Source organism: Streptomyces sp. NBC_01352, from assembly GCF_036237295.1.
Lineage (GTDB): Bacteria > Actinomycetota > Actinomycetes > Streptomycetales > Streptomycetaceae > Streptomyces > Streptomyces plumbiresistens.
On sequence record NZ_CP108354.1, the window covers coordinates 6,882,835 to 6,909,029 of the forward strand.

The following is a 26,195-nucleotide window of genomic DNA, read 5'->3' on the forward strand; positions in this document are numbered from 1 at the left end:
CCCACCCCCGGAGGGCTATGCCCCGCACGACCTCAAGAACGCCCGCGTCCGCTGCGCGATCGGCAGCGGCCGGTCCGGCTCGCACGGGTACATGTCCTGCTCGACGATCGCGAACAGATCGACGTCCAGCTTCTGCGCGGCCTCCAGGACGGGCCCCAGCGCGGGCACCCCGGCGGGCGGCTCGCACATCACCCCGCGTGCGACCGCCGGCCCGAACGGCACCTCGTTGGCCCGCACGTCCGCCAGGATCTCCGGGTCGACCTGCTTGAGGTGCAGGTACCCGATCCGCTCGCCGTAGGTCTCGATGAGCTTGACGCTGTCGCCGCCGCAGTACGCGTAGTGCCCGGTGTCCAGGCACAGGGACACCAGCGAGGAGTCGGTGCCGTCCAGGAAGCGGACGACGTTCTCCTCGCTGTCGATGTGGGTGTCGGCGTGCGGGTGGACGACGATCCGCAGGCCGTACTCCTCGCGCACCCGACGCCCCAGCCGCTCGGTCAGCGAGCTGAGGTTGCGCCACTGCTCGGGCGTGAGCGTGTCCGGCTCCAGCACCTCGCCGGTCTTGTCGTCCCGCCAGAAGGACGGGATGACCACCAGGTGGGATGCCCCCATCGCCTGGGCCAGGAGCGCGTTGTCCGCGACATGCGCCCAGGTCTTCTCCCACACGGCCTCGCCGTGGTGCAGGCCGGTGAAGACCGTGCCGGCCGACACCTTCAGGCCACGCCGGGAGATCTCCTCGGTGAGGACGGCGGGGTCGGTCGGCAGATAGCCGTAGGGGCCCAGCTCGATCCACTCGTAGCCGGACTGCGCGACCTCGTCGAGGAAGCGCTGCCAGGGCACCTGCTGGGGATCGTCCGGGAACCAGACGCCCCAGGAGTCGGGGGCCGATCCGATCCGGATGCGGGACAGTGAGGTCTGAGGTGACAACGACGTCATGGCCGCCAGCGTGCGGATCGCGAGCGGCGGTGTCAAGCCCTGGTCCGAATGTCTGGACAAAGCATTGACAGGACTCACTGTGCGGGGCTAGAAAGCCGTGGAGAGCCGTGACACGAAGGGAACTCGATGGCGTACGACCTGATCACCATGGGGCGGATAGGAGTGGACCTCTATCCGCTGCAGACGGGCGTCCCGCTGCCGCAGGTGACGTCCTTCGGCAAGTTCCTCGGCGGCTCCGCCACGAACGTCGCGGTCGCCGCGGCCCGCCTGGGACGGGACACGGCGGTGATCACGCGTACCGGCGACGACCCGTTCGGCACCTACCTGCACGAGGAGCTGCGGGGCTTCGGCGTCGACGACCGCTGGATCACCCCGGTCCCCGGCCTGCAGACCCCGATCACCTTCTGCGAGGTCTTCCCGCCGGACGACTTCCCGCTGTACTTCTACCGTCGGCCCAAGGCGCCCGACCTCGAGATCGACGCCCACGAGCTGGACCTGGACGCCATCCGCGAGGCCCGCATCTTCTGGGTCACCGGCACCGGGCTGAGCGAGGAGCCCAGCCGTACGGCGACCCTGGCGGCCCTCGCCCACCGGGCCAAGGCCGGCACGACGGTCTTCGACCTGGACTGGCGTCCCATGTTTTGGAACAGCACAGCCTGGACGGGTCCCGAGTCCGCCCGCCCCTTCTACGAAGAGGCCCTGCGCCACACCACCGTCGCCGTCGGCAACCTCGACGAGGTCGAGGTGGCGACCGGAGTGCGCGAGCCGCACGCCGCCGCCCGCGCACTGCTCGACGCCGGTGTGGAACTCGCCGTAGTCAAGCAGGGCCCGAAGGGCGTCCTCGCCGTCAACAGCAAGGGCGAGTCCGCCGAGGTCCCGCCGCTCCCGGTGACCGTCCTCAACGGCCTCGGCGCCGGCGACGCCTTCGGCGGCTCCCTCTGCCACGGCCTGCTGGAGGGCTGGGACCTGGAGAAGATCATGCGGCACGCCAACGCGGCCGGTGCCATCGTCGCCTCCCGCCTGGAGTGCTCTTCCGCGATGCCCACACCGGACGAAGTGACAGCGGCCCTCGCGGCGGGAGCCGTCACGTGAGCGTCGACATCGCGGAGCTCGTCCGTCTCCGCACCCTGCACCCCGAGGCCGTGGCCGAGGCCGCAGCCCGCCGCCCCCGCCGGTCGCTCCTCAACGACGAGGGCCGGCTGATGATCGTCGCCGCCGACCACCCGGCCCGCGGCGCCCTCGGGGTCGGCGACCGCAAGTTCGCCATGGCCAACCGCGTCGACCTGCTCGAACGCCTCTGCCTGGCGCTCAGCCGCCCCGGCGTGGACGGCGTCCTCGCCACGGCCGACATCCTGGACGACCTGCTGCTGCTCGGCGCCCTCGACGGCAAGGTCGTCATGGGCTCGATGAACCGCGGCGGCCTCCAGGGCGCCAGCTTCGAACTCGACGACCGCTTCACCGGCCACCGCCCCGAGGACATCGAGCGGCTCGGCTTCGACGCGGGCAAGCTGCTCCTGCGCATCGACTACGACGACCCGGGCTCCCTCACCACCCTGGAGTCCACGGCCCGCGCCATCGACGACATGGCCGCGCGCCGGCTCCCCGTCTTCGTCGAGCCGTTCATCAGCGCACGCTCCGCCGAGGGCAGACTCCGCAACGATCTCTCCGCCGAGGCCGTCACGAAGTCGATCGCCATCGCCTCCGGGCTCGGCGGCAGTTCGGCCTACACCTGGCTGAAGGTGCCGGTCACCGAGAACCCCGACGACATGGCCGAGGTCATGGCGACCTCCACGCTGCCCGCCGTGCTGCTGGGCGGCGAGGTCGGGGGCACCGTCGAGGAGCAGGCCGGGGCGTACGAGAAGTGGCGGGGCGCCCTGAAACTGCCCACCGTGCGCGGTCTGGTGGTCGGCCGTTCCCTGCTGTACCCGGCGGACGGCGACGTGGCCGCCGCCGTGGACACCGCCGTAGGACTGTTGTGAGGGCCGCATGACGAGCAACGACCTCTACCTCGCGAAGGGCGCCACGACCGGCGCCGAGTACGCCGTGGACATCGACCCCAAGCGGGCCGGCTGGACCCATAGCAGCCTGCGGATCGTCGAACTGGAGGCGGGCGGTACGCACGCCTTCGACGCCGGGGACAGCGAGTGGATCGTCCTCCCGCTGGAAGGCGGATGTACCGTACAAACAGAGGGTGGCGAGTTCCAACTCCTGGGCCGGGAAAGCGTGTTCAGCGGAGTCAGCGACTTCGCGTACGTGCCCCGTGACGCCCGGGCACAGATCGCCTCCGGCGCGGGCGGCCGCTTTGCTTTGGCAGGAGCGAAGTGCGAGCGACGACTCCCCGCCCGCTACGGCCCCGCGCCGGAGGTCCCGCAGGAACAGCGCGGCAGCGGCAACTGCCTGCGCCACGTCCGCAACTTCGCCTCGGCGGACGCCTTCGACTGCGACAAGCTGATCGCCGTCGAGGTGATCACGCCCGGCGGCAACTGGTCCTCGTACCCGCCGCACAAGCACGACGAGCACCGGCCGGGCGAGGAAGCGGAGCTGGAGGAGATCTACTACTTCGAGATCGACGGCCCGAACGGATTCGGCTATCAGCGCGTATCCCCTTCCCGTGAGGGCGGTTCGGACGTCCTCGCGGAGGTCCGCTCCGGCGACGCCGTCCTCGTCCCCGACGGATGGCACGGCCCGTCGATCGCCCAGCCCGGCCACGACATGTACTACCTGAACGTCATGGCGGGCCCGGGCGAGACCCGGGAGTGGCGGATCTGCTTCCACCCGGCCCACGTAGAAAGCACAGGGGGTTACCGATGACCACCAGGCTTACGGTCGCCCAGGCTCTTGTCCGCTTCCTCGCCGCCCAGTACACGGAACGCGACGGCGTACGACAGCGGCTGATCGGCGCGACCTGGGGCATCTTCGGCCACGGGAACGTCGCCGGGCTCGGCCAGGCGCTCGTGGAGTACGCCGACGAGATGCCGTACCACCAGGGCCGCAACGAGCAGTCCATGGTGCACGCGGCGGTCGGTTACGCGCGGCAGTCGAACCGCCTGTCCACCCACGCGGTCACGACCTCCATCGGCCCCGGCGCGACCAACCTGGTCACCGGTGCCGCCCTCGCCACGATCAACCACATCCCGGTCCTGCTGCTCCCCGGCGACACCTTCGCCACCCGGGTCGCGGACCCGGTCCTCCAGCAGCTGGAACTGCCGTACGCGGGCGATGTGTCGGTCAACGACTGCCTGCGCCCGGTGTCGAGGTACTTCGACCGCGTCACCCGTCCGGAGGCCCTGATCCCGGCCGCCCTGCAGGCCATGCGGGTGCTCACCGACCCGGTGGAGACGGGCGCGGTCACCCTCGCGCTCCCGCAGGACGTCCAGGCCGAGGCCTACGACTGGCCCGACGAGTTCTTCGCCGAGCGCACCTGGGTCGTACGACGTCCGGGCGCCGACCCGACCGAACTCGCCGAGGCGGTCGAGGCGATCAGGACGGCCGAGCGCCCCCTGCTGATCGCGGGCGGCGGCGTGCACCACAGCCGCGCCGAGGAGGCCCTCGCCGAGTTCGCCGCGGCCACCGGCATCCCCGTCGCCTCCACCCAGGCCGGCAAGGGCTCCCTGCGCTACGACCACCCCCAGGACGTCGGCGGCGTCGGCCACACCGGCACCGCGACCGCCGACGAACTCGCCCGCCTGGCCGACCTGGTGATCGGCGTCGGCACCCGCTACACCGACTTCACCACCGCCTCCGGCACCCTCTTCGAACACCCGGGCGTGCGCTTCCTCAACCTCAACATCGCCCCGTACGACGGCCACAAGCTCGCCGGGATGCCGCTCGTCGCGGACGCCCGCAGCGGCCTCCAGGAGCTCACCCAGTCCCTGGGCATGCACGGACACCGGGTCCCGGACACGTACGTCCGCGAGTACACCGAGGACAAGGAGCGCTGGGAGCAGCGCGTCGACGCCTGCTACGAGGCGGAGGAGCCGGACATACGCCCGACGCAGTCCCAGGTGCTCGGCGCGCTCGACGCCCTGGTCGACGACACGGACGTGATCATCAACGCGGCCGGTTCGCTCCCCGGCGACCTGCACAAGATGTGGCGGGCGCGCTCCCGGGACCAGTACCACCTGGAGTACGGCTACTCCTGCATGGGCTACGAGATCCCGGCCGCCATCGGCGTGAAGATGGCGGCACCTGACCGGCCTGTCTGGGCGCTGGTCGGCGACGGCACCTATCTCATGATGCCGACGGAGATCGTGACGGCCGTACAGGAGGGGATCGCGATCAAGATGCTCCTCGTCCAGAACCACGGCTACGCGTCCATCGGCGGCCTGTCCGAGTCGGTGGGCGGCGAGCGGTTCGGTACCGCGTACCGCTACCAGTCCGAGGACGGTACGTACACGGGGGCGCCGCTCCCCGTCGACCTCGCCGCCAACGCGGCGAGCCTGGGCATGCGCGTGCTGCGCGCGAAGACCGTGCGGGACCTGCGAGCGGCGCTCGCGGAGGCCCGGGCGGCCGACACTCCCACATGTGTCTACGTCGAGACGGAAACGGCAGACACAGTGTCGGGCCCGCCGCCGGCGCAGGCCTGGTGGGATGTACCTGTGGCCGAAACCGCGACCCGACCGTCCGCGGTGAAGGCACGTGAGCTGTACGAACGGCACGTCTCCACCCGACGCCGCCATCTGTGAAGGAGTACTCGGTCATGACGAAGATCGTCAACCACTGGATCGGCGGCAAGACCGTCGAAGGCGCGTCGGGTACGTACGGGCCGGTCACCGACCCCGCTACCGGCGCGGTCACCACGAAGGTCGCGTTCGCCTCCGTCGAGGAGGTGGACGCCGCGGTCGCCGCCGCCAAGGACGCCTACGCGACCTGGGGCCAGTCCTCGCTCGCCAAGCGCACGGAGATCCTCTTCCGCTTCCGCGCCCTGCTGGACGCCAACCGCGACGCCATCGCCGAGCTGATCACCGCCGAGCACGGCAAGGTGCACAGCGACGCGCTGGGCGAGGTCGCGCGCGGCCTGGAGATCGTGGACCTGGCCTGCGGCATCAACGTGCAGCTGAAGGGCGAGCTGTCGACGCAGGTCGCGAGCCGCGTGGACGTCTCGTCCATCCGCCAGCCGCTGGGGGTCGTGGCCGGCATCACGCCGTTCAACTTCCCGGCGATGGTCCCGATGTGGATGTTCCCGATGGCCATCGCGTGCGGCAACACGTTCGTGCTGAAGCCGTCCGAGAAGGACCCGTCGGCGTCGCTGAAGATCGCCGAGCTGCTCGCGGAGGCCGGGCTGCCGGACGGCGTCTTCAACGTCGTGCACGGCGACAAGGTGGCCGTCGACCGCCTCCTGGAGCACCCGGACGTCAAGGCGATCTCCTTCGTCGGTTCGACCCCGATCGCCCGCCACATCCACACCACCGCCTCGGCGAACCACAAGCGCGTCCAGGCCCTGGGCGGCGCCAAGAACCACATGCTGGTCCTCCCGGACGCCGACCTCGACGCGGCGGCGGACGCTGCGGTGAGCGCGGCCTACGGCTCGGCCGGTGAGCGCTGCATGGCCATCTCGGCCGTGGTCGCGGTCGGCGCGATCGGCGACGAGCTGGTCGACAAGATCCGCGAGCGCGCCGAGAAGATCAAGATCGGCCCCGGCAACGACCCGACGTCCGAGATGGGCCCGCTGATCACCGCCGTCCACCGCGACAAGGTGGCCTCCTACGTTGAGGGCGCGGCGGCCGAGGGCGCCGAGGTCGTCCTGGACGGCACCGGTTACACGGTCGACGGCTTCGAGGACGGCCACTGGATCGGCATCTCGCTCCTCGACAAGGTGCCGACCAGCGCGAAGGCCTACCAGGACGAGATCTTCGGCCCGGTGCTGTGCGTGCTGCGCGTCGACACGTACGACGACGGCGTGGCCCTCATCAACAGCTCGCCGTTCGGCAACGGCACCGCGATCTTCACACGGGACGGCGGCGCCGCCCGCCGCTTCCAGATGGAGATCGAGGCCGGCATGGTCGGCGTGAACGTCCCGATCCCGGTCCCCGTCGGCTACCACTCCTTCGGTGGCTGGAAGGACTCGCTCTTCGGCGACCACCACATCTACGGCAACGACGGCACGCACTTCTACACCCGCGGCAAGGTCGTCACCACCCGCTGGCCCGACCCGGCGGACGCCCCGGCAGGCGTCGACCTGGGCTTCCCGCGCAACCACTGAGCCGACCGTTAAGGGGCCGTCCGACATACGGACGGCCCCGTTTTTTCTGATGTGCCGCAACTCACGGTGGCTTGTATCAAGTCGGCGGACCAGCAGACCTAAGGGGCGCGGGGAACTGCGCGACCAGCCACAACGAGCCCGCACTCGGCTGACAACAGAACCCCCCGAGCTCTCAGCCGCCGTACCACGGACGCGGTACACAGAATCGGCCCCGTACCCCAGTGGGATGGCCCACAGTTCACCCCCCGGTCGATAACTTCCCGACAGTTTCACCCCGTACCGTTGACGCATGGATCTTCGACTGCCCCGGCTGCGAGGCCTACTGAGGGGGCCGCGACGGCTCGGCGCCGCCGCGGCCGCCGTCGTAGTGCTCGCCGGCGCCGGGACATGGACGACCGTCGCCGACGACAACGCCCCCGCGGTGCGTCAGGCTGACCAGGTCATGGCCTTCAACGGCGTGCGCATCGACACCTCGTACTTCACCTCGACCGAGGCCGGACGCCGCCCCGCCGTCCTCCTCGCCCACGGCTTCGGCGGCAGCAAGAACGACGTACGACAGCAGGCCCAGGACCTCGCCCGGGACGGGTACGCGGTCCTGACCTGGTCGGCGCGCAGCTTCGGCAGGTCCACCGGCAAGATCGGGCTCAACGGCCCGAAGGGCGAGGTCGCCGACGTCCGCAAGCTCATCGACTGGCTGGCGAAGCAGCCGCAGGTCGAGCTGGACAAGACCGGCGACCCGCGCGTGGGCATGGCGGGCGCGTCCTACGGCGGCGCGATCGCGCTGGAGACCGCCGGGTACGACGACCGGGTGGACGCCATCGCCCCGGCGATCACGTACTGGAACCTCGCCGACGCCCTCTTCCCGAACGGCGTGTTCAAGAAGCTCTGGGCGGGCATCTTCGTCAACTCCGGCGGCGGTTGCGAGAGGTTCGAGACCCAGATCTGCCAGATGTACGAGCGGGTCGCCGAGTCCGGCACCCCGGACGCGCAGGCCGTCGAGCTCCTGGAGGAGCGGTCGCCGTCCGCCGTCGGTGACCGCATCAAGGTGCCCACGCTCCTCATGCAGGGCCAGACCGACTCTCTCTTCCCGCTCGGCCAGGCCGACGCGGCGGCGAAGGCGATCCGCGCCAACGGCGCCCCGGTCGACGTCGACTGGATCGCGGGCGGCCATGACGGCGGCGACATGGAGACCAGCCGCGTCCAGGCCCGCGTGCAGTCCTGGTTCGACCGGTACCTGAAGGACGACAAGGGCACCGACACCGGCCCCGCCTTCCGCGTCACCCGCACCGGAGGCGTCGACTCCACCGACGGCCAGGCACTGCTGCGGGGCGCGAGCGACGACACGTACCCGGGGCTGGAGAGCGGACGCAAGTCCTTCGCCCTGACCGGCCGCGAGCAGAGCTTCGCCAACCCGGCGGGCGCCAACCCGCCCGCCGTCTCGGCCCTGCCCGGCCTCGGCGGTGGCGGCCTCTCCCAGCTCTCCTCGCTCGGTGTCGGGGTCTCGCTGGACTTCCCGGGCCAGTTCGCCCGCTTCGACTCGGCGCCCGTCGCCGACGACGTCCGCATCACCGGATCGCCGACGGTCACCGTCCACGTCAAGTCCACCGGCGACGACGCCGTCCTCTTCGGGAAGGTGTACGACGTCGGCCCGGGCGGCACCCAGCAGGTGCTGCCCTCCCAGCTGGTCACGCCCCTCAGGGTCGAGGGCGCCAAGGCCGGCAAGGACGTGACGATCACGCTGCCCGCCATCGACCACGACGTCGAGCAGGGCCACCGGCTGCGCCTGGTCCTCGCCTCGACCGACCTCGGGTACGCCTCTCCGACCACCCCGGCGACGTACACCGTCTCCCTGAAGGGCGACCTGGAGGTGCCGACCGCCCCCGGCGTGGCGACCGCGGCCGCTCCGCTGCCCGCGTGGGTGTGGTGGCTGCCGCTGGCGGGCGCGGTGATCGCCCTGGCCCTGCTGCTGACCGGCCGTCGCCGTACCTCGGCGTCGCCTCCGGACCCGGAGCTCGCCGAGGTCCCCCTGCAGATAACGGACCTGAGCAAGCGGTACGCCAAGTCGGCGGACCGGTACGCCGTCAAGGAGCTGTCCTTCCGCGTGGAGAAGGGCCAGGTCCTCGGCCTGCTGGGCCCGAACGGCGCGGGCAAGACGACCACCCTGCGGATGCTGATGGGCCTGATCAAGCCGGACGACGGGGAGATCCGCGTCTTCGGCCGGGCGATCGGCCCGGGCGCCCCGGTGCTGTCCCGGGTCGGCGCCTTCGTCGAGGGCGCGGGCTTCCTGCCGCACCTGTCCGGCCGGGAGAACCTGGAGCTGTACTGGGCGGCGACCGGCCGCCCGGCCGAGGACGCCCACCTGGACGAGGCGTTGGAGATCGCGGGCCTCGGTGACGCGCTGGCCCGCGCGGTGCGCACGTACTCGCAGGGCATGCGGCAGCGCCTGGCCATAGCCCAGGCCATGCTGGGCATGCCCGACCTGCTCATCCTCGACGAGCCGACGAACGGCCTCGACCCGCCGCAGATCCGCGAGATGCGCGAGGTGATGATCCGGTACGCGGCCGCAGGGCGCACGGTGATCGTCTCCAGCCACCTGCTGGCCGAGGTCGAGCAGTCCTGCACGCACCTCGTGGTGATGGACCGGGGCAGGCTCGTCCAGGCCGGTCCGGTCCAGGAGATCATCGGCTCCGGCGACACCCTGCTCGTCGGCACCGGAACACCCGTGGAGGAGCCGGTCGTCGAGAAGATCGCCGCGCTGCCGGGCGTGGTCTCGGCCGTGCGCACCGACGACGGACTCCTGGTCCGCCTCGGCGCCGACGGCAGCGCACGGAGCCTGGTCGTCGAACTCGTCCGGCTCGAAGTGCCCGTCGAATCGGTGGGCCCGCACCGCCGCCTGGAAGACGCCTTCCTCACCCTGATCGGAGGCTCCGCATGAGCACGCTCGTCGAGCGCCCAGAGGTCGCCTCTGGTTACCGCGCGGGCCGCACGCTTCCCCTCCGGGTGGAGCTGGTCCGCCAGCTGAAGCGGCGCCGCACCCTGGTCATGGGCGGCATCCTCGCCGCCCTGCCGTTCGTCCTGGTCATCGCGTTCGCCATCGGCGGCGAGCCGGACGCGGAGGGCAACCGGATCACGCTGATGGACACGGCGACGGCCTCCGGCGCCAACTTCGCCGCCGTGAACCTGTTCGTGTCCGCGGGCTTCCTGCTGGTCGTCCCGGTCGCCCTGTTCTGCGGGGACACGGTCGCCTCGGAGGCCAGCTGGTCCTCCCTGCGCTATCTCCTCGCCGCTCCGGTGCCGCGCGCCCGGCTGCTGTGGTCCAAGCTCGTCGTCGGGCTCGGCCTCAGCCTGGCCGCGATGATCCTGCTGCCGGTGATGGCACTGGTCGTCGGCACGGCCGCCTACGGCTGGGGCTCCCTGGAGATCCCCACCGGCGGTTCGCTCGCCCCGGGCACGGCCGCGCAGCGGCTCGTGGTGGTCGTGGCGTTCATCTTCGTGTCCCAACTGGTCACGGCCGGGCTCGCGTTCTGGCTGTCGACCAAGACGGACGCCCCGCTCGGCGCGGTCGGCGGCGCGGTCGGCCTGACCATCGTCGGCAACGTCCTGGACGCCGTGACGGCCCTCGGCGACTGGCGCGACTTCCTGCCCGCGCACTGGCAGTTCGCCTGGGCCGACGCCATCCAGCCGAACGCCGAGTGGTCCGGCATGATCCAGGGCACGGCCGTTTCCATAACGTACGCCGTGGTGCTGTTCGCGCTGGCCTTCCGGGGTTTCGCCCGCAAGGACGTGGTGTCCTAGGTCACCGGAGGATCACCTACCGGTCTCGACGGCCGCCTTCCGTGCCCTCTTCGAGATCTTTCCGCAACGCTCCGTAACGCACGTTCCGTCCCCTTGCGCCGTCACAGTCACAGACAAGGCGTCAACAGGCCAAGGGGGCACCGAAGATGGAGCGGTATCGGATACGACGGCTGCGCGCCGCCCTGCTCGCGTTCACCGCGGCGGGCGGCCTGCTGCTCACCGGGTGCGGCGCGGGCGGCACGGGCGACTCGGGCGACCACAGCAGTGCGGACGGGGCGACCGGCTTCCCGGCCCCCGACTACAGCCGCGGCACCGGCGAACAGGACGGCGACAGGGACAGCGACAGCCCCGACGACGAGTCCCGCGAGGTCGCCCCCTCGCCGGACTACCTCTCCACCTTCGCCCTCGACGTCGACACCGCCTCCTACGGCTACGCCCGCCGCACCCTCGCCGACGGGCAGCGGCCGGACCCGTCGACGATCCGCCCCGAGGAGTTCGTCAACAGCTTCCGCCAGGACTACGAGCGTCCCGACGGCAACGGCTTCACGGTGACCGTCGACGGCGCCCGTACCGACAAGGAGGACTGGTCCCTGGTCCGCGTGGGCCTGGCCACCCGCGGTGCGCAGGAGCAGGGCGACGAACGCCCGCCCGCCGCCCTCACCTTCGTCATCGACATCTCCGGCTCCATGGCCGAACCGGGCCGCCTCGACCTCGCCCAGGAGTCCCTCGGCGTGATGACGGACCGACTGCGCGACGACGACTCGGTCGCGATCGTCACCTTCAGCGACCAGGCCGAGACCGTCCTGCCGATGACCCGCCTCGACGGCAACCGCGACGAGATCCACGAGGCGATCGACGACCTGGAGCCGACCTTCTCCACCAACCTCGGCGCCGGCGTCGAGACCGGCTACGCCACCGCCGTCGAGGGCCTGCGCGAGGGCGCCACCAACCGGGTCGTCCTCGTCTCCGACGCCCTCGCCAACGACGGTGACACCGACCCCGACTCCATCCTGGAGCGCATCGACGGCGCCCGTCGCGAGCACGGCATCACCCTGTTCGGCGTCGGCGTCGGCAGCGACTACGGCGACGCCCTGATGGAACGCCTCGCCGACAAGGGCGACGGCCACACGACCTACGTCTCCGACCCCGACGAGGCCCGTACCGTCTTCTGCGAGCAGCTCCCGAAGAACATCGATCTCACCGCCCGCGACGCCAAGGCCCAGGTCGCCTTCGACCCGGAGACGGTCGCCGAGTTCCGGCTGGTCGGCTACGACAACCGCCGCGTCGCCGATGAGGACTTCCGCGACGACCGTGTCGACGGCGGCGAGGTCGGCCCCGGCCACACGGTCACCGCCCTCTACGCCGTCCGCACCGAGCCCGGCGCCGACGGCCACCTCGCCACCGCGACGGTCCGCTGGCAGGACCCGGACACCCGCACCCCGCACGAGGAGTCCGGACAGCTGGAGTCCGACTCCCTGGACGACTCGGTCTGGAGCGCGAGTCCCCGCTTCCAGGTCACCGCGGTGGCCGCCTACTTCGCCGACGCCCTGCGCCGGGGCGACGACCGCTGGACCTCACTGCCGGGCGCCCGGCCCCTGAGCGACCTGGCCGAACGCGCCGACGACCTGGCGGACACCACCGAGGACAAGTCCGTACGGGAGCTCGCCGAGACCATCGGCCGGGCGAGGCACCTGGGGGACTAGCCCTTGTCCCTCTGGCCGCTCACCCCTTGCGGCCTTTCAGCAACTGCTCCCGCAGCACCGTCAGTTGGTGTGAGGTGTCCACCGCCCGCGTCTCGTCCAGTGCCGTCAGCGCCAGCAGCAGCACGTCGGCGACGACGAGGGCGGTGAGCGCCTCCGAGGTGATCCCGGTCGGGGTGTGCGGCGCGGTCAGGACGGCGTCGACGCGGTCGCCGAACTCCTCGCCCAGCTCGTCGGTGACCAGCACGATCCGCGCCCCGACCGCCCGGGCCCGCTCCACGAGCACCGTCAGCTCGGCCAGCGCCCGCCCGGGCTGGAAGATCACCACGGCGTCGCCCTGGCGCAGCGCGAGCAGCGCGTCGGCGAACGCGAACCCGGTCGCGCCGGCGAACCGGGAGCGGCGCCCGATCCGGCCGAGCGCCAGCGCCAGATGACGGGCGGCCGGCTCGGAGGCGGCGATCCCGAAGCAGTGGATCTCCTCGGCGTCCCCGAGCGCGGCCACCGCCGCCCGCAGCACGTCCGGCTCGGTCAGCCGCCGGGTCTGCTCGATGCGCTCCTGGGCCTCGTCGATCACATCGCCCCAGATGCCCTCCAGGTCCCGCCCGACATGGGCGATCCGCTGCTTGAGCCGCACCTCGGGCGCCACCGCGGAGGTGAAGCCGGAGGCCAGCTCCCGCTTGAGGGCGGGCAGCCCGGCATACCCCAGGCGCTGCAGCGCCCGCACGACCGTGGCGTTGCTGGTGCCGCTGGCCGTGCCCAACTCCTGGGCACTGGCGAACAGAAGCTGCTCGACGGGGGCGCTCGCCAGGTACTGGGCGACCGCGCGCTCCGACGCGGAGAGGGTCTCCCAGTGATCGCGTACGGCCGTCCGGAGGCGGGCCACGCCCTCTCCGAGGTCCCCGTGATCTGAAATTTTCATTACAGACATTGACTTCCTTGTGACGGCCATTACTCTCCTGGACAACGCATTCCAAGAGGAGAGCATCTCGTAACCAACGTTACACACCAGTGGCTCTCCACCGCGAGGAGAAGAATGGCACCCCGCACCCTGCCCCTTGTCGAGATCTCCGGCACCCCCACCGAGCGCGGCCGCCAGTACGGCGAGGCGGTACGCCCCCAACTGCACGCCGCGCTCGCCTACTACGAGGAGGCCTTCGGTCACTCCGCCGGGCTGACCTGGGACCAGGTCACCGCCCGCGCCGCCCGCTGGCAGGAGCCCGTCGGCTCGTACGCGCCCCACCTGCTGGAGGAGATGCGGGGCATCGCCGACGGGGCCGGGGTGACGCTCCTGGACGTCCTCGCCCTCAACGCCCGCGGCGAGGTGCTCTACGACAACTCGTTCGCGGCGATGGACACCCACGTCCCCGAGGAGCCCGCCGAGGGCTGCACCTCCTTCGCCGCCTACGGCCCCGCCAGCGGCGACGGCCATGTCTGGGCCGGCCAGAACTGGGACTGGCGGGCCGCGGTCGGCGACACGGTCGTCATGCTGCGGATCGTCCAGCCGCCCGCCCCCACCCTGATCATGCAGGTGGAGGCGGGCCAGGTGGGCCGCCAGGGCGCCAGCTCCGCCGGGATCGCGCTCAACGCCAACGGCCTCGGCGGCCGGTTCAGCGACGCCGTCGGCCTGCCGCAGACCGTCGTACGCCGCAGCGTCCTGGACCAGCCGGCCATCACCGACGCCCTCGAAGTGCTGTGCCGCACCCGCGCCCACATCGCCTCCAACGCGCTGCTGACCTGCCGCGAGGGCTACGCCGTCGACCTGGAGACCACGCCCGCCGGACACGGCTGGATGCACCCGACGGACGGCCTGCTCGTGCACGGCAACCACTACCAGGCGGGCGTCCCCGCGGCGATCGCCGCCGACTACCGCCCCCTCTCCCCGGACTCCCTGGTCCGCGTCCCCCGCGCCGAACAGGGCCTGCGCGCCCTGCGCGGCTCCACCGGCCCCGACGAGTCCCGCAAGCTGATCAAGCAGGCCATGTCCGACCACCTGGGCCTGCCCGAGTCCCTGTGCACCCACCCCGACGCCCGCAGGCCCGCCGTGGAGCACTGGACCACGCTCGTGTCCTCCTGCGTCGACCTGACCACCGGCGACTACCACGTGACCGCGGGCACCCCCTGCGACCGCGACTACCAGCACCTGCCCTGGAACCTCTACGACGGCCCGCACGGCGACGACAGCCTCAACTGACACAGGAGTCCACGCACATGAACAGAAACAAGCGGCCGGCGGTGACCGCCGCCCTCGTCGCCACCGGCCTGCTCACGGCGGCCTGCAGCGGCGCCGACACCACGACCGCCACCGGCGGTGCGGTCGACGCGGCCGAACTCAAGCTCACCCCGACCACCCCCGCGGCCCAGGGCACCGTCCCGAAGGTCAACTGGCTCCTGGAGGACGAGCCCGACTCCCTCGACCTCGACACCCAGGGCACCAGCGCCGGCCGCGTCGTCCTCACCAACGTCTGCGAGCGCCTCTACCAGCTCCAGCCCGACATGACCGTCAAGCCCTTCCTCGCGGAGAAAGCCGCGACCCCTGACGACAAGACCCTCGTCCTCACCGTCCGCGACGGCGTCACCTTCCACGACGGCTCGGAACTCACCGCCGACGACGTCCTGTGGAGCCTGAAGCGCCACGCCGACCCGGACATGGAACAGAGCGACGAGTTCACCAACGTCACCTCCATGACCAAGACCGGCGCCAACCAGATCACCGTCCGCTTCAAGACCCCCGACGCCCTGTTCACCAAGGCCCTCGCGGGCGACGCGGGCATCGTCTGGAACAAGGAGCAGGTCGAGAAGGCGGGCCAGGACTTCGGCACCCCCGGCCAGACAGACGCCTGCTCGGGCCCGTACCAGCTGACGAACTGGAAGTCCGGCGACTCGATCACCATCCGCGCCTACGACGGCTACTGGGGCGACCAGCCCCTCACCAAGGAACTCGTCTTCCGCTGGGCCTCCGACAGCGCCCTGGTCAACGCCCTGAAGACGGGCGCCGCCGACGGCACCTTCGCCGAGTCGCCCAACACCGCCTCCGCCCTGCGCGCCACCAAGGGCCTCGCCCAGTACTACGGCCCCTCCACCGCCACCCTCGACCTGATCCCCACCGACCGCGGCGGCCTGACCGACCCGAAGATCCGCCGCGCCCTCTCCCTCGCCCTCGACCGCGCCGGCATAGCCAAGTCCGGCTACGGCGGCCTGGTCGAACCCTGGGCCAGCCCGGTCGGCTCCGGCTCCTGGGGCTACCAGAAGGCCGAGTTCACCGCCGCCCAGAAGGAACTGGCGGCCACCGCCCCCGCCTCACCCGACGCCGCCGACATCACCGAGGCGAAGAAGCTGGTGAAGGAGGCCGGCGCCCCCACCGACCCCATCGTCATCGGCACCGACGCCAGCCAGGGCCGTACCGTCATCGCCAACGCCGTACGCGCCGCCCTCCAGCGCATCGGCCTCGAGGGCACCATCAAGACCGTACCGACGGCCCAGTTCGAGGAGTTCTACAGCGACCCGCAGGCCCGCGCCGAGATCGACGTCCTCGCCGGCGACTGGTACATCTCCAAGTCCGACCCCATGGGCTTCTACGACAACGGCCTGTCCGACTCCTCCAACAACTGGGTCGGCTTCAAGGACGCCACCTACGACCAGAAGGTGAAGCAGGCCCTGTCCACCCTGGACGACGCCGAGCGCGCCGCCCTCGCGATCGACGTACAGAAGCGCTTCGCCGACGCGGCGGTCTGGATCCCCGTCGCCCAGGTCCCCTCGGTCCTCGTCCTCAGCGACAAGCTGACCGGCGCCCCCGCCTCCCAGGCCTACCTCTACTACCCGTGGGCGGCCGGCCTCGGCGCGAAGAAGGGCTGAGGCATGCTCGCCCGTGTCGTCCGCCGCCTGGCCGGTTTCCTCGCCACCCTCCTCGCCGCGTCCTTCGTCATCTTCGCCGCCGTGTACGCGGCCCCCGGCGACCCGGCCGTCTTCCTGGCCGGCGGCCGCGACAAGCTCACCCCCGAGCGCCTCGCGACCGTCCGCGCCCAGTACCACCTCGACGAGCCGCTGATCGTCCAGTACGGCCGCTGGCTCGCCGACTGCCTCCACCTCGACCTCGGCCGCTCCTTCAAGTACGGCGACCAGGTGGCCGACCTGATCTCCGCCCGCCTCGCCACCACCCTCGAACTGGTCGCCTACGCCACCTTGTTGTTCGTCGTCCTCGGCGTCGGCGCGGGCATCCTGGCCGCCGTCAAACAGTCGACATGGGTCGACTCGGCGGTGGTCGGGGGTACGACCCTCGCCGCGTCGGTGCCGTCGTTCGTGGCTGCGATCGCGCTGGTCTCCCTCTTCGGCGTCCAACTGGGCTGGTTCCCGGTGACCGGGACCGGCACGGGATTCGCCGGAACCCTCCACCACCTCACCCTCCCCGCCCTGTCCCTGGCCCTCGGCGCGCTCGCCCTGATCAGCCGCGTCACCCGGCAGGCCATGGCGGACGCGGCGGCCTCCGACCACGTCGAGGCGGCCCGATCCTCCGGCATCCCGGAGCGCGAGATCGTCCGCCGCCACGTCCTGCGCAACGCGCTCGGCCCGATCATCACCATGTGCGGCCTGGTCATGGCGGGCATGCTCGCCGGCACGGTCGTCGTCGAGACCGCCTTCGGCATCAGCGGCATCGGCTCCCTGCTGGTCGGCGCGATCAACACCCACGACTTCCCGGTCGCCCAGGCCGTGCTGCTCCTCATGGTCACCGGCTACGTCGTCGTCACCACCGTCGTCGACCTGGTCCACCCGCTCCTCGACCCGCGCGTCCGCGAGGAGGCCCGTACCGCATGACCGCGCTCACCCTCACCCCCGTCCGCGTACGACCCCGCCGCCCCGCCGGCGTCACGGTCGCCGCCGGCTTCCTCGCCCTGGTGGTCCTGGCCGCCGCCCTGGCCCCCCTCCTCGCCCCCTACGCCCCCGACGCGATCGACCTCTCCGCCTCCCTCGCCGGCACCACCGGCGACCACCTCCTCGGCACCGACTCCTCCGGGCAGGACCTGCTCTCCCGCGTCCTGTACGGCGCCCGCACCAGCCTGATCGCGCCCGTGCTGCTCCTCGCCGTGGCCGCGCTGCTCGGCGTCACCCTGGGCGTGCTGGCCGCCTGGCGCGGCGGCTGGACGGACGCCCTCGTCTCCCGGGCCACGGACGTCATGTACGCCTTCCCGGGACTGCTGTTCACGGTCCTGATCATCGCGGTCTTCGGCACCGGCATGACGACGTCCGTGCTGGCCCTGGGCCTCGCCTACACACCCACGGTCGCCAAGTACACGCGCTCACTGGCCCTTTCGGAGGCCCGCAAGCCGTACGTCGACGCCTACCGCGTCCAGGGCATGGGCGGCACCCGCATCTGCGCGATGCACCTGGTCCCGAACCTCGCCCGAGCCGTGACCGGCTATCTCGTCGTCCTCTTCGGCGAGGCCCTGATGTCCCTGGCCACCCTCTCCTACCTCGGCTTCGGCGCCCAACCGCCCAGCTCCGACTGGGGACTGATGGTGCAGGAGGGCCAAGCGGCCATCGTCCAGGGCGCCCTGCTGCCCGCGCTCGTCCCGGGCACGGCCATCGCCGCGGTCGTCGTCTCCTTCAACGTGGTCGGCGTCTGGGCCGCCGACCGGCTCGGAAGGCAGGCCTGATGCTGCTCACCCTCGACCACCTGACCGTCCGGCTCCCGGACACCGCACGCCCCGTCCTCGACGACGTGTCCCTGCACATCGCTCCCGGCGAGGTCGTCGGCCTGGTCGGCGAGTCCGGCTCCGGCAAGTCGACCGCGGCGAAGGCGGCGCTGGGCCTGCTCCCGGGCGGGGCCACCGCCTCCGGCGCCGTACGGGTGGACGGCACGGACGTCCTCACCCTCACCGGCGAGGACCTGCGCCGCCACCGCGCCCGCACGGTCGCCATGGTCCACCAGGACCCGCGCGCCGCCCTCAACCCCGTACGCCGGATCGGCGACTTCCTCCGCGAACGCGGAGCCGACCGCGCCCGAGCCACCGAACTCCTCGCGGCCGTAGGCCTGTCCGACCCGGAACACCGCCTGCGCCAACGCCCGCACGAGTTGTCCGGCGGCATGCTCCAACGCGTGGTCATCGCAGGGGCACTGGCCACCCACCCCCAACTCCTCCTCGCCGACGAGGCGACCAGCGCCCTGGACGTCACCACCCAGGCCGAGATCCTGGCCCTGCTGCGCGCCGAACACGCCGCCGGAATGCTGTTCATCACCCACGACCTGCACCTGGCCGCCGCCTACTGCGACCGCGTCTACGTCATGTACGCGGGCCGGATCGTCGAGGAACGCACCGCCCACGCCCTCTTCACCACCCCCGCCCACCCCTACACCCGCGGCCTCCTGTCCTGCTCACCCACCCTGGGCGACACGAACCGCCCCCTCCGCCCCATCCCGGGCCGCCCCCCGTCCCTGTCCGACGCCTTTCCCGGCTGCCCGTTCGCCTCCCGCTGCCCCGACGCCGAGCCGGCCTGCGAGACCTGGCACCCGGAGCCGCTGGACCTGCCGGACGAGGGAACGGCCGCCTGCCGCCGCCTGCCGGTCGCCGTGAGGAGTACGAGTACGTCATGACCGACGCCCCCCTGCTGGTCGTCGACCGGCTCCGCAAGACCTACCCCCTGCCCGGCCGCGGCCGCCTCACCGCCGCCGAGGACGTCTCCTTCACCGTGCCCCGGGGCGGTTCCCTCGGCATCGTCGGCGAGTCCGGCTCCGGCAAGACGACGGTGGCCCGGATGCTCGTCGGCCTGGTCCGCCCCGACTCCGGCACGGTGACGGTCGACGGCCGCCCGCGCGGCCCCCGCCCGCCCCGCCGCAGGTCCGGCCGCCTCGCCCACGCCCGCGAGATCCAGATGGTCTTCCAGGACCCGTACGTCTCCCTCGACCCCCGCCTGACCTCCGCCCAGTGCCTGCGCACCGCCCTGCGCCTGCACGGCCGCGACGCGAACATCGCCGCCCGCCTCCTCGACCGAGTCGGCCTCGGCGCCCGGGAGGCGGACGCCCGCCCCCGGCACCTCTCGGGCGGTCAACGCCAGCGCCTCGCGATCGCCCGCGCCCTGGCCGTGGACCCGCGGATCCTCGTCCTGGACGAGGCGGTCGCCGCCCTGGACGTGTCGATCCAGGCCCAGATCCTCCAACTCCTCGACGAGATCCGCCGCGACACCGGCGTCGCCCTCGTCTTCGTCAGCCACGACCTGGCAGTGGTCCAGCACATCACCGACGACGTGCTGGTCATGCGGCACGGCCGGGTCGTCGAGCAGGGCCCCACCCACCGGGTCCTCACCGACCCGGCCCACCCCTACACCCGCCTCCTGCTCGCCGCCGTACCCGGCCAGGGCTGGGACCCGAACACCGCAGTCGAGGCCCGCCGAACCCTCGCCGCAACGGGGGACTAGCCCCTAGTAGGGCCTGTCCGGCGGATCAGGTCGCAGACGCGGGGCCGCAGTGACATCAGCCGCTCCGCGGCGGGCGCCGATCTGCGGCGTTGTCGTCGGTTGCCGATTCGAGCGGGGGACCCCCATCGCATCGACGCCCTCCTCCGCCTTGCAGCTCGACGCACCAGGCCCCGCTCACCTGCGTCAATGAGGCGCCGCCGACTTCCTGCGACCTGATCCGCCGGACAGGCCCTAGCTGTACCTAGCCCCCGCACACGGACGGCAGCGCCCGCCCGAGCCCCGCCAGGTGCAGGAGGTCCAGCTCATGGCCGTACCCCGACCGCGCCGCGGCGACGGACAGCCCGGGCAGGCACGCAGCCGAGGCCCGCAGCGACTCCGTCTCCCGCAGGGCGGCCAGCACCCGCGTGGTGATGAGGTCCAGCGCCGGCCGGACCTCCTGCACCAGGTCCGGCCGCTCGGTGGGCCGCAGCTCGGGATGCGCGTCCCAACGGGCGTACAGCCCGCGCTGCACCAGCTTGTTCGCCTCGATCTGGTCCCGGAAGACGGCCGTCACCGCATCCGGGTCCAGCCCGAGCCCGACCGCCCGCGCGGCCACGTCGTCGAGGACCTGCTGCTCACGCGCCGGATCGTCGATCGGCTTGTCGGTGCCGTACTTGGCGGCAGCCACCTTGTCGGCGAGCAGCAGCCGCTCGGCGAACAGGTCGGTGAGCGGCGCGAGTCCGGAAGCGACGGCCGTCGCCCGTAGGGGAGCCGGGGCGGGCGCGGCGGCGGCCGGGGCGGCGCCGGTGAGGCTCACGGCCGCCGTGGCGCACACGGCGACGAGGACGGAGCGAAGGCGTTGGGGGCGCACAGGCTTTCCTTCCGTGGGGGGGGGTCGGTCACCCGGCAACGTATCGACGCCGCTCCCGACCGCCGACGCCGGGCCCACCTTGACACCGCCACCGAGTTGGCCCATCAGTGGTGAAGGCACTTCGTACGGCAAGACGTCAGCAGAGCCGCGACCGGGAGCCGTCATGGGCGTACGCAGGGATCTGAAACGGGCGAAGCAGCGCACCGACCTGGCGACCCGCACCAGGGTCGAAGTCATCAGGGACGAACACGGCGTGGTCCGCGAGGCCCGCACCCCCGCCCTCGCCCCGCACCCGCCGACCGGCACCATCGCCGACCTCCCCTTCACCAACGCGGCCGAGGCACCCGACGCCGTGGTGCTGCGGCGCGAACAGCAGGGCACCTGGCAGCCCGTGACCGCCGCGGCCTTCGCCCGCGAAGTCACCGCCGTCGCCAAGGGGTTGATCACCGCCGGCCTCGAACCGGGCGGCCGCGTCGCCGTGATGTCCCGCACCCGCTACGAGTGGACCGTCCTCGACTTCGCCGTCTGGGCGGCCGGCGGCCAGACCGTGCCCGTCTACCCCACCTCCTCCGCCGACCAGGTGGAGTGGATCGTCCGCGACTCGGGCGCCCGCTTCGTCGTCACGGAGACGCCGGAGAACGCCGCCACGGTGACGACGGGCACGGCCCGCCACCAAGTACGGCCGCGCATCTGGCAGTTGGACTCCGCAGCGGTCGAAGACCTCAGCACCCTCGGCCGCGACCTCCCCGACGACGAGGTCACCAAGCGCCGTACCTCCCTCACCCCCGACACGATCGCGACCATCTGCTACACCTCCGGCACCACCGGACAACCCAAGGGCTGCGTCCTCACCCACGCCAATCTCCACGCCGAGGCCGCCAACACGGTCGAACTGCTGCACCCGATCTTCCAGGAGGTCACCGGCCAGGTCGCCTCGACCCTCCTCTTCCTCCCGCTCGCCCACATCCTGGGCCGCACCCTGCAGATCGCCTGCCTGCTGGCCCGCATCGAGATCGGCCACTGCCCGAGCATCAAGCCCGACGAACTCCGCCCGGCGCTCAAGGAGTTCCGCCCGACCTTCCTGGTCGGCGTGCCGTACCTCTTCGAGAAGATCCACGACACCGGCCGCGCCACCGCCGAGAAGATCGGCCGCGGCGCCTCCTTCGACCGCGCCGACCGCATCGGCGTCCGCTTCGGCGAGGCGTACCTGAACAAGTTCCTCGACCGGGGCAAAGGCCCCGGCCCCGGCCTCTACGCCGCCTGGGCCCTGTACGACCTCCTGGTCTACCGCCGTGTCCGCAAGGAACTCGGCGGCCGCATGCGCTACGCCATCAGCGGCGGCTCCCCGCTCGACCGCAACCTCAACCTGTTCTTCTACGCCGCCGGAATCATCGTCTACGAGGGCTACGGCCTGACGGAGACCACGGCCGCCGCCACCATCGTCCCGCCCCTCAAGCCCCGCCCCGGCACGGTCGGCCAGCCGGTCCCCGGCACCGCGATCCGCATCGCGGACAACGGCGAGGTCCTCATCAAGGGCGGGATCGTCTTCGGCGCGTACTGGAACAACCCGGCCGCCACGGACGCGGTCCTTGCCGACGACTGGTTCGCCACCGGCGACCTCGGCTCCCTAGACGAGGACGGCTACCTCACCATCACCGGCCGCAAGAAGGACATCCTCGTCACCTCGGGCGGCAAGAACGTCTCCCCGGCCGTCCTGGAGGACCGCCTGCGCAGCCGCCCGCCCGTCGGCCAGTGCATGGTCGTCGGCGACAACCGCCCCTTCGTCGCCGCCCTCGTCACCCTCGACCCCGAGGCGGTCGCCCACTGGCTGGCGGTACGCAAACTGCCCGCCGACACCCCGCTGGCGGACCTCGTACGCGACCCCCGGATGCGCGCCTACGTCCAGAAAGCCGTGGACTATGCCAACGAGGCCGTCTCGCGCGCCGAGTCGATCCGCGCGTTCACCCTTGTCGAGGGCGAGTTCACCGAGGACAACGGCCTGCTCACGCCGTCCCTGAAGGTGAAGCGGCACGCGGTGACGGCGGTGTACGGGGAGGAGATCGAGGCGCTGTACCGGCGCTGAGACACAACACGACGGCGGGTCACCGGAGAACCGGTGACCCGCCGTGCGCCGGAGCGGAGGCTCAGTCGTTGGTGGCGCCGTTGCCGGCCAGCACCGAGATCTCGTCCAGGATGTGCGAGAGCGGCTCGTCGCCCTTGGCCTGCGTCGAGTTCTCGACACACTGCTGGTTCTGCGGAGCCGACAGGATCGGGATGTCCTGCACGCCGACGTTGACGAGGGCGAGGATGGACTGCGCGTTGAGCTTCGCGGGCAGACCGATGCACGGCTTGTTCAGCGAACCCTGGACCAGCGACAGCTGCGGGCTCATCTTGCCGAACGTGGCCGAGTTGCCGAACTCCTGCTTGGCGCCGTTGCCGCTGGCGGAGACGGTGCCGTCGTCGTCGGCGATGGCAAGGGCCGGGGAGGCGGCCGCCACCGAGAGACCGGCGACGGAGGCGGCGACAGCCGCGGTGGCCCACAGCTTCTTCATGTTCATTCCCTTCGAAAAGCGGACTCCGGGGAGGAGCTGCATGATCGAGAACGGTCCGACCCTCGCCGGGGTTGCGGGCTTTGCCCCGATTGGCGCAGCGCACTCAGCGACCGGGTGAGCGCCCCTCGAACACCTCACGTGCGGCCCTCACCGACAGGCATAGGAGCTCCCGCGCACGGGCGCGGAGTTGGCCAGCCGCGGCGGATCGAGGGGCTTGGGCGAGGCGCCGGCCCCGATCAGCGGACGGTCCTCGCGCAGCTTGCCGAACATCGCGTCGGCCTTCGCCCGGTCCCAGACCAGCGTGGACCCGATCTCCGGGTGGGTCTCGTCGAACCCGGAGATCGGCACCGTCGCGAACTCGGTCGCCCTCGCCGGCACCCGCCCCAGGACGACCGCCAGCTCGACCAGCTCCCCGGCCTCGAAGCCCTGCGCGACCCGACCGGAGCCGAGCAGCGTGTGCACCACCCGGGCCGTCGCGACCGGGTCGGCGAGCAGCCGGCTCGCCTGGAGCCCGCGCAGGGCCCCCACCAGGAACCGCTGCTGACGCTGGATCCGCCCGAGGTCGGCACTGCTGTCCACCTTCCGGGAACGGACGTACTGCAGCGCCTGCCCGCCCCCCAGCCGGTGCTTCCCGGGCCTCAGGTCGAGCTTGGTGGCCTTGTCCCGCAGGCGGCGCGGGGTGCACACCTCGACACCCCCGACGTCGTTCACGGCGTCGATGAAGCGCCGGAAGTCCACCTGGAGAAAGCGATCGACGGTCAGCCCCGTCATCGACTCGACGGTGCGCACGGCGAGCGGGGCACCGCCCTCGGCGTACGCGCCGTTGATCTTCGAGGGGTGCGGCGGGCGCTCCTCGCCGGTGGCCTCGTCGCGGTACGGCGGAATCTCCGCGTAGGAGTCGCGCGGCAGGCTGACGACGCTCACCCGGTCCCGGTGCGCCGACACATGGACCAGCATCAGGACGTCCGTGCAGTCGCAGGCGATCCCGCCGGCGTGGAACCTGCGCTTCTCCGCGTCGGAGATGGTGTCCCGGCCGTCCGTGCCCATCAGCAGGATGTTCATGCCGTGGGGGGAGGACACCCGGGCGGGAAGTGTGGGGGCACCGAGCAGGGCTGCGGCGGAGGCGGACACGATCAGGGAGGAAAGGACTCTCTTCATCGACACGCGACGAAAACTAAGCGAGCGGGCCACCGGAGAACCGGTGACCCGCCGTGCGCCGGAGCGGAGGCTCAGTCGTTGGTGGCGCCGTTGCCGGCCAGCACCGAGATCTCGTCCAGGATGTGCGAGAGCGGCTCGTCGCCCTTGGCCTGCGTCGAGTTCTCGACACACTGCTGGTTCTGCGGAGCCGACAGGATCGGGATGTCCTGCACGCCGACGTTGACGAGGGCGAGGATGGACTGCGCGTTGAGCTTCGCGGGCAGACCGATGCAGGGCTTGTTCAGCGAACCCTGGATCAGAGCCATCTGCGGGCTCATGTTGCCGTACGTGGCCGAGTTGCCGAACGACTGCGAAGCACCGTTGCCGCTGGCGGAGAACGTGCCGTCGTCGTCGGCGATGGCCATGGCGGGGGAAGCGGCGCCCACGACGGACACGGCTACTGCGGCAGAAGCCAGAACCTTCTTGATCACTTGTGTAGTCCCTTTCTGGAGAAACCCCGTCCACCGGAGCGCTCTGGTCAACTCCCGCGGACCCGCATGGTTGCTGTCATTCACTCCGATGGCCCATTGAGCCTGATCGGGTGAAATGTGGAAACCAAACCGCGCGAACCCGGTTGATGCGAGGGGTTACCTCAGGGAAGGAAAGCGAAATGCTGAAGAAGGCAATGGCCATGGCGGCGATCGCCGCGTCCGTGGTCGGCATGTCCGCGGCGACCGCATCCCAGGCGCTTGCCATCGCCGACGACGACGGCACGTTCTCCGCCAGCGGCAACGGTGCCCGCGGCGCGTTCGGCAACCAGGTGACCAAGGGCAAGATGAGCCCGCAGACCACCCTGGTCCAGAGCTCGCTGAACAAGCTCTGCGTCGGCCTGCCGGCGAAGGCCGACCTCCAGTCGATCCTGCTCATCAATATCGGTGTCCAGGACATCCCGGTCCTGTCGGCTCCGCAGAACCAGCAGTGTGCCGAGAACTCGACGCAGGCGAAGGCCGACGAGCCGCTGTCGCATCTCCTGAGCGAGGTCTCCGCGCTGTCCGGGAACGGTGCCGCCAACGACTGACCCGATTTCCTTTTCTGGTGGGCGGCCTGGGCGGTCTCGGCATTTGTGCCAATCCTGTGAAGGCGTTCGAGTGAATTACCCTACGACATACGTTCCGTAGTTTCTTCAGATGTCTATCCCTCCTTTTACACCTGCAGGTCATGGTGCGAGCCGTTCCGGCTGTGCTCGCTCGGTTTCGACCGTCACAGAGGCATGACCGCAGAGAAGGGAAAGCTCATGAAGAAGACCGCAGCTGTCGTCGCGGGCGTGATCATGGCCCTCGGCATGGCCTCCCCGGCCTTCGCCGACTCGTATGCCGAGGGCGTCGCCGTCGGCTCGCCGGGGTTCCTCTCGGGCAACGTGGTCCAGGTTCCGATTCACGCGCAGGTCAACGTGTGCGGGAACTCCATCAACCTCATCGGTCTGCTGAACCCCGCGTCGGGCAACGTCTGCGTCAACGACTGACGACGTAACGCACCAGCCGCTCGGCTGTGCCTCGGCCGGTCTCGGGACGTCCATTTTCGTTCCGGGGCCGGCTTTTCCCACTTCTTCGAGCAGGAAG

General features: G+C 71.3%; 23 protein-coding genes. 17 read left to right on the forward strand and 6 right to left on the reverse strand.

The features are described from left to right. Window positions 1–15 precede the first annotated feature (15 nt). Window positions 16–933, reverse strand: coding sequence for a sugar phosphate isomerase/epimerase family protein (locus tag OG252_RS31985; RefSeq protein WP_329340415.1), 918 nt, complete (start codon window positions 931–933; stop codon window positions 16–18). 126 nt (window positions 934–1,059) lie between these two features. Between OG252_RS31985 and iolC the strand changes: the two genes are divergently transcribed. The 8 genes from iolC to OG252_RS32025 all read left to right on the forward strand — a co-directional run bounded on the left by iolC (window position 1,060) and on the right by OG252_RS32025 (window position 12,633). Beyond that, window positions 1,060–2,025, forward strand: a complete 966-nt coding sequence (iolC, locus tag OG252_RS31990; protein ID WP_329340417.1) for a 5-dehydro-2-deoxygluconokinase — start codon at window positions 1,060–1,062, stop codon at window positions 2,023–2,025. Further along, complete coding sequence (locus OG252_RS31995) at window positions 2,022–2,912, forward strand: Cgl0159 family (beta/alpha)8-fold protein (RefSeq protein ID WP_266439343.1); 891 nt, start codon at window positions 2,022–2,024, stop codon at window positions 2,910–2,912. The genes iolC and OG252_RS31995 overlap by 4 nt, the downstream gene beginning before the upstream one ends. Window positions 2,913–2,919: 7 nt before the next feature. Continuing rightward, a complete protein-coding gene (gene iolB, locus OG252_RS32000; RefSeq protein ID WP_266439344.1) occupies window positions 2,920–3,744 on the forward strand; it encodes a 5-deoxy-glucuronate isomerase in 825 nt (274 codons plus the stop codon). Further along, window positions 3,741–5,618: a 3D-(3,5/4)-trihydroxycyclohexane-1,2-dione acylhydrolase (decyclizing) gene (gene iolD / locus OG252_RS32005; RefSeq protein ID WP_266439345.1), complete on the forward strand. Its 1,878-nt coding sequence runs from the start codon at window positions 3,741–3,743 to the stop codon at window positions 5,616–5,618. The genes iolB and iolD overlap by 4 nt, the downstream gene beginning before the upstream one ends. A gap of 14 nt (window positions 5,619–5,632) precedes the next feature. Beyond that, a complete protein-coding gene (gene mmsA, locus OG252_RS32010; protein WP_266439346.1) occupies window positions 5,633–7,135 on the forward strand; it encodes a CoA-acylating methylmalonate-semialdehyde dehydrogenase in 1,503 nt (500 codons plus the stop codon). Between the two features lie 289 nt (window positions 7,136–7,424). Then, the gene (locus tag OG252_RS32015; RefSeq protein WP_329340420.1) at window positions 7,425–10,070 is read left to right on the forward strand and encodes an alpha/beta fold hydrolase; all 2,646 of its coding nucleotides are present in this window, start codon (window positions 7,425–7,427) and stop codon (window positions 10,068–10,070) included. Beyond that, window positions 10,067–10,930 carry an ABC transporter permease gene (locus tag OG252_RS32020; protein WP_329340422.1) on the forward strand — a complete coding sequence of 288 codons (864 nt, stop codon included), beginning with the start codon at window positions 10,067–10,069 and terminating at the stop codon, window positions 10,928–10,930. The genes OG252_RS32015 and OG252_RS32020 overlap by 4 nt, the downstream gene beginning before the upstream one ends. Before the next feature lie 146 nt (window positions 10,931–11,076). Further along, window positions 11,077–12,633 carry a vWA domain-containing protein gene (locus OG252_RS32025; RefSeq protein WP_266439351.1) on the forward strand — a complete coding sequence of 519 codons (1,557 nt, stop codon included), beginning with the start codon at window positions 11,077–11,079 and terminating at the stop codon, window positions 12,631–12,633. A gap of 19 nt (window positions 12,634–12,652) precedes the next feature. Here OG252_RS32025 and OG252_RS32030 read toward each other — a convergent pair whose 3' ends face one another. Next, window positions 12,653–13,549 (reverse strand): MurR/RpiR family transcriptional regulator, encoded by an 897-nt coding sequence (locus tag OG252_RS32030; RefSeq protein ID WP_266439352.1) that lies wholly within the window; start codon window positions 13,547–13,549, stop codon window positions 12,653–12,655. Between the two features lie 114 nt (window positions 13,550–13,663). Between OG252_RS32030 and OG252_RS32035 the strand changes: the two genes are divergently transcribed. From OG252_RS32035 to OG252_RS32060, 6 genes are read left to right on the forward strand one after another with little or no spacing between them, the layout of a single operon-like run. After that, complete coding sequence (locus OG252_RS32035) at window positions 13,664–14,821, forward strand: C45 family autoproteolytic acyltransferase/hydolase (RefSeq protein ID WP_266439353.1); 1,158 nt, start codon at window positions 13,664–13,666, stop codon at window positions 14,819–14,821. Between the two features lie 17 nt (window positions 14,822–14,838). Beyond that, the gene (locus tag OG252_RS32040) at window positions 14,839–16,482 is read left to right on the forward strand and encodes an ABC transporter substrate-binding protein (protein WP_266439355.1); all 1,644 of its coding nucleotides are present in this window, start codon (window positions 14,839–14,841) and stop codon (window positions 16,480–16,482) included. Window positions 16,483–16,485: 3 nt separating this feature from the next. Beyond that, window positions 16,486–17,439 (forward strand): ABC transporter permease, encoded by a 954-nt coding sequence (locus OG252_RS32045; protein WP_266439356.1) that lies wholly within the window; start codon window positions 16,486–16,488, stop codon window positions 17,437–17,439. Next, complete coding sequence (locus tag OG252_RS32050; protein ID WP_266439358.1) at window positions 17,436–18,278, forward strand: ABC transporter permease; 843 nt, start codon at window positions 17,436–17,438, stop codon at window positions 18,276–18,278. Before OG252_RS32045 ends, OG252_RS32050 begins: the two co-directional genes overlap by 4 nt. Further along, the gene (locus tag OG252_RS32055; protein ID WP_329340428.1) at window positions 18,278–19,216 is read left to right on the forward strand and encodes an ABC transporter ATP-binding protein; all 939 of its coding nucleotides are present in this window, start codon (window positions 18,278–18,280) and stop codon (window positions 19,214–19,216) included. The genes OG252_RS32050 and OG252_RS32055 overlap by 1 nt, the downstream gene beginning before the upstream one ends. Then, window positions 19,213–20,037 carry an ABC transporter ATP-binding protein gene (locus OG252_RS32060; RefSeq protein ID WP_329340430.1) on the forward strand — a complete coding sequence of 275 codons (825 nt, stop codon included), beginning with the start codon at window positions 19,213–19,215 and terminating at the stop codon, window positions 20,035–20,037. The genes OG252_RS32055 and OG252_RS32060 overlap by 4 nt, the downstream gene beginning before the upstream one ends. 241 nt (window positions 20,038–20,278) lie before the next feature. Here OG252_RS32060 and OG252_RS32065 read toward each other — a convergent pair whose 3' ends face one another. Further along, the gene (locus tag OG252_RS32065; protein WP_329340432.1) at window positions 20,279–20,887 is read right to left on the reverse strand and encodes a chorismate mutase; all 609 of its coding nucleotides are present in this window, start codon (window positions 20,885–20,887) and stop codon (window positions 20,279–20,281) included. A gap of 163 nt (window positions 20,888–21,050) precedes the next feature. Here OG252_RS32065 and OG252_RS32070 point away from each other — a divergent pair, with 163 nt between their 5' ends. Continuing rightward, window positions 21,051–22,970 carry an AMP-dependent synthetase/ligase gene (locus OG252_RS32070; RefSeq protein WP_329340434.1) on the forward strand — a complete coding sequence of 640 codons (1,920 nt, stop codon included), beginning with the start codon at window positions 21,051–21,053 and terminating at the stop codon, window positions 22,968–22,970. 61 nt (window positions 22,971–23,031) lie between these two features. On the opposite strand, the gene OG252_RS32075 is transcribed toward OG252_RS32070, so the two are convergent. The 3 genes from OG252_RS32075 to OG252_RS32085 all read right to left on the reverse strand — a co-directional run bounded on the left by OG252_RS32075 (window position 23,032) and on the right by OG252_RS32085 (window position 25,067). Beyond that, a complete protein-coding gene (locus tag OG252_RS32075; RefSeq protein WP_266439364.1) occupies window positions 23,032–23,439 on the reverse strand; it encodes a rodlin in 408 nt (135 codons plus the stop codon). 147 nt (window positions 23,440–23,586) lie between these two features. Beyond that, a complete protein-coding gene (locus OG252_RS32080; protein ID WP_329345230.1) occupies window positions 23,587–24,597 on the reverse strand; it encodes an LCP family protein in 1,011 nt (336 codons plus the stop codon). 71 nt (window positions 24,598–24,668) lie between these two features. Beyond that, complete coding sequence (locus OG252_RS32085; RefSeq protein WP_266439367.1) at window positions 24,669–25,067, reverse strand: rodlin; 399 nt, start codon at window positions 25,065–25,067, stop codon at window positions 24,669–24,671. A 179-nt stretch (window positions 25,068–25,246) separates the two neighbouring features. Between OG252_RS32085 and OG252_RS32090 the strand changes: the two genes are divergently transcribed. Together OG252_RS32090 and OG252_RS32095 are read left to right on the forward strand one after the other, a co-directional pair. Beyond that, on the forward strand, window positions 25,247–25,654 hold the full coding sequence (locus OG252_RS32090; RefSeq protein WP_266439368.1) for a rodlin: 408 nt from the start codon (window positions 25,247–25,249) through the stop codon (window positions 25,652–25,654). Between the two features lie 216 nt (window positions 25,655–25,870). Continuing rightward, window positions 25,871–26,098, forward strand: a complete 228-nt coding sequence (locus OG252_RS32095; RefSeq protein ID WP_266439369.1) for a chaplin — start codon at window positions 25,871–25,873, stop codon at window positions 26,096–26,098. The last annotated feature ends 97 nt before the right edge of the window (window positions 26,099–26,195 follow it).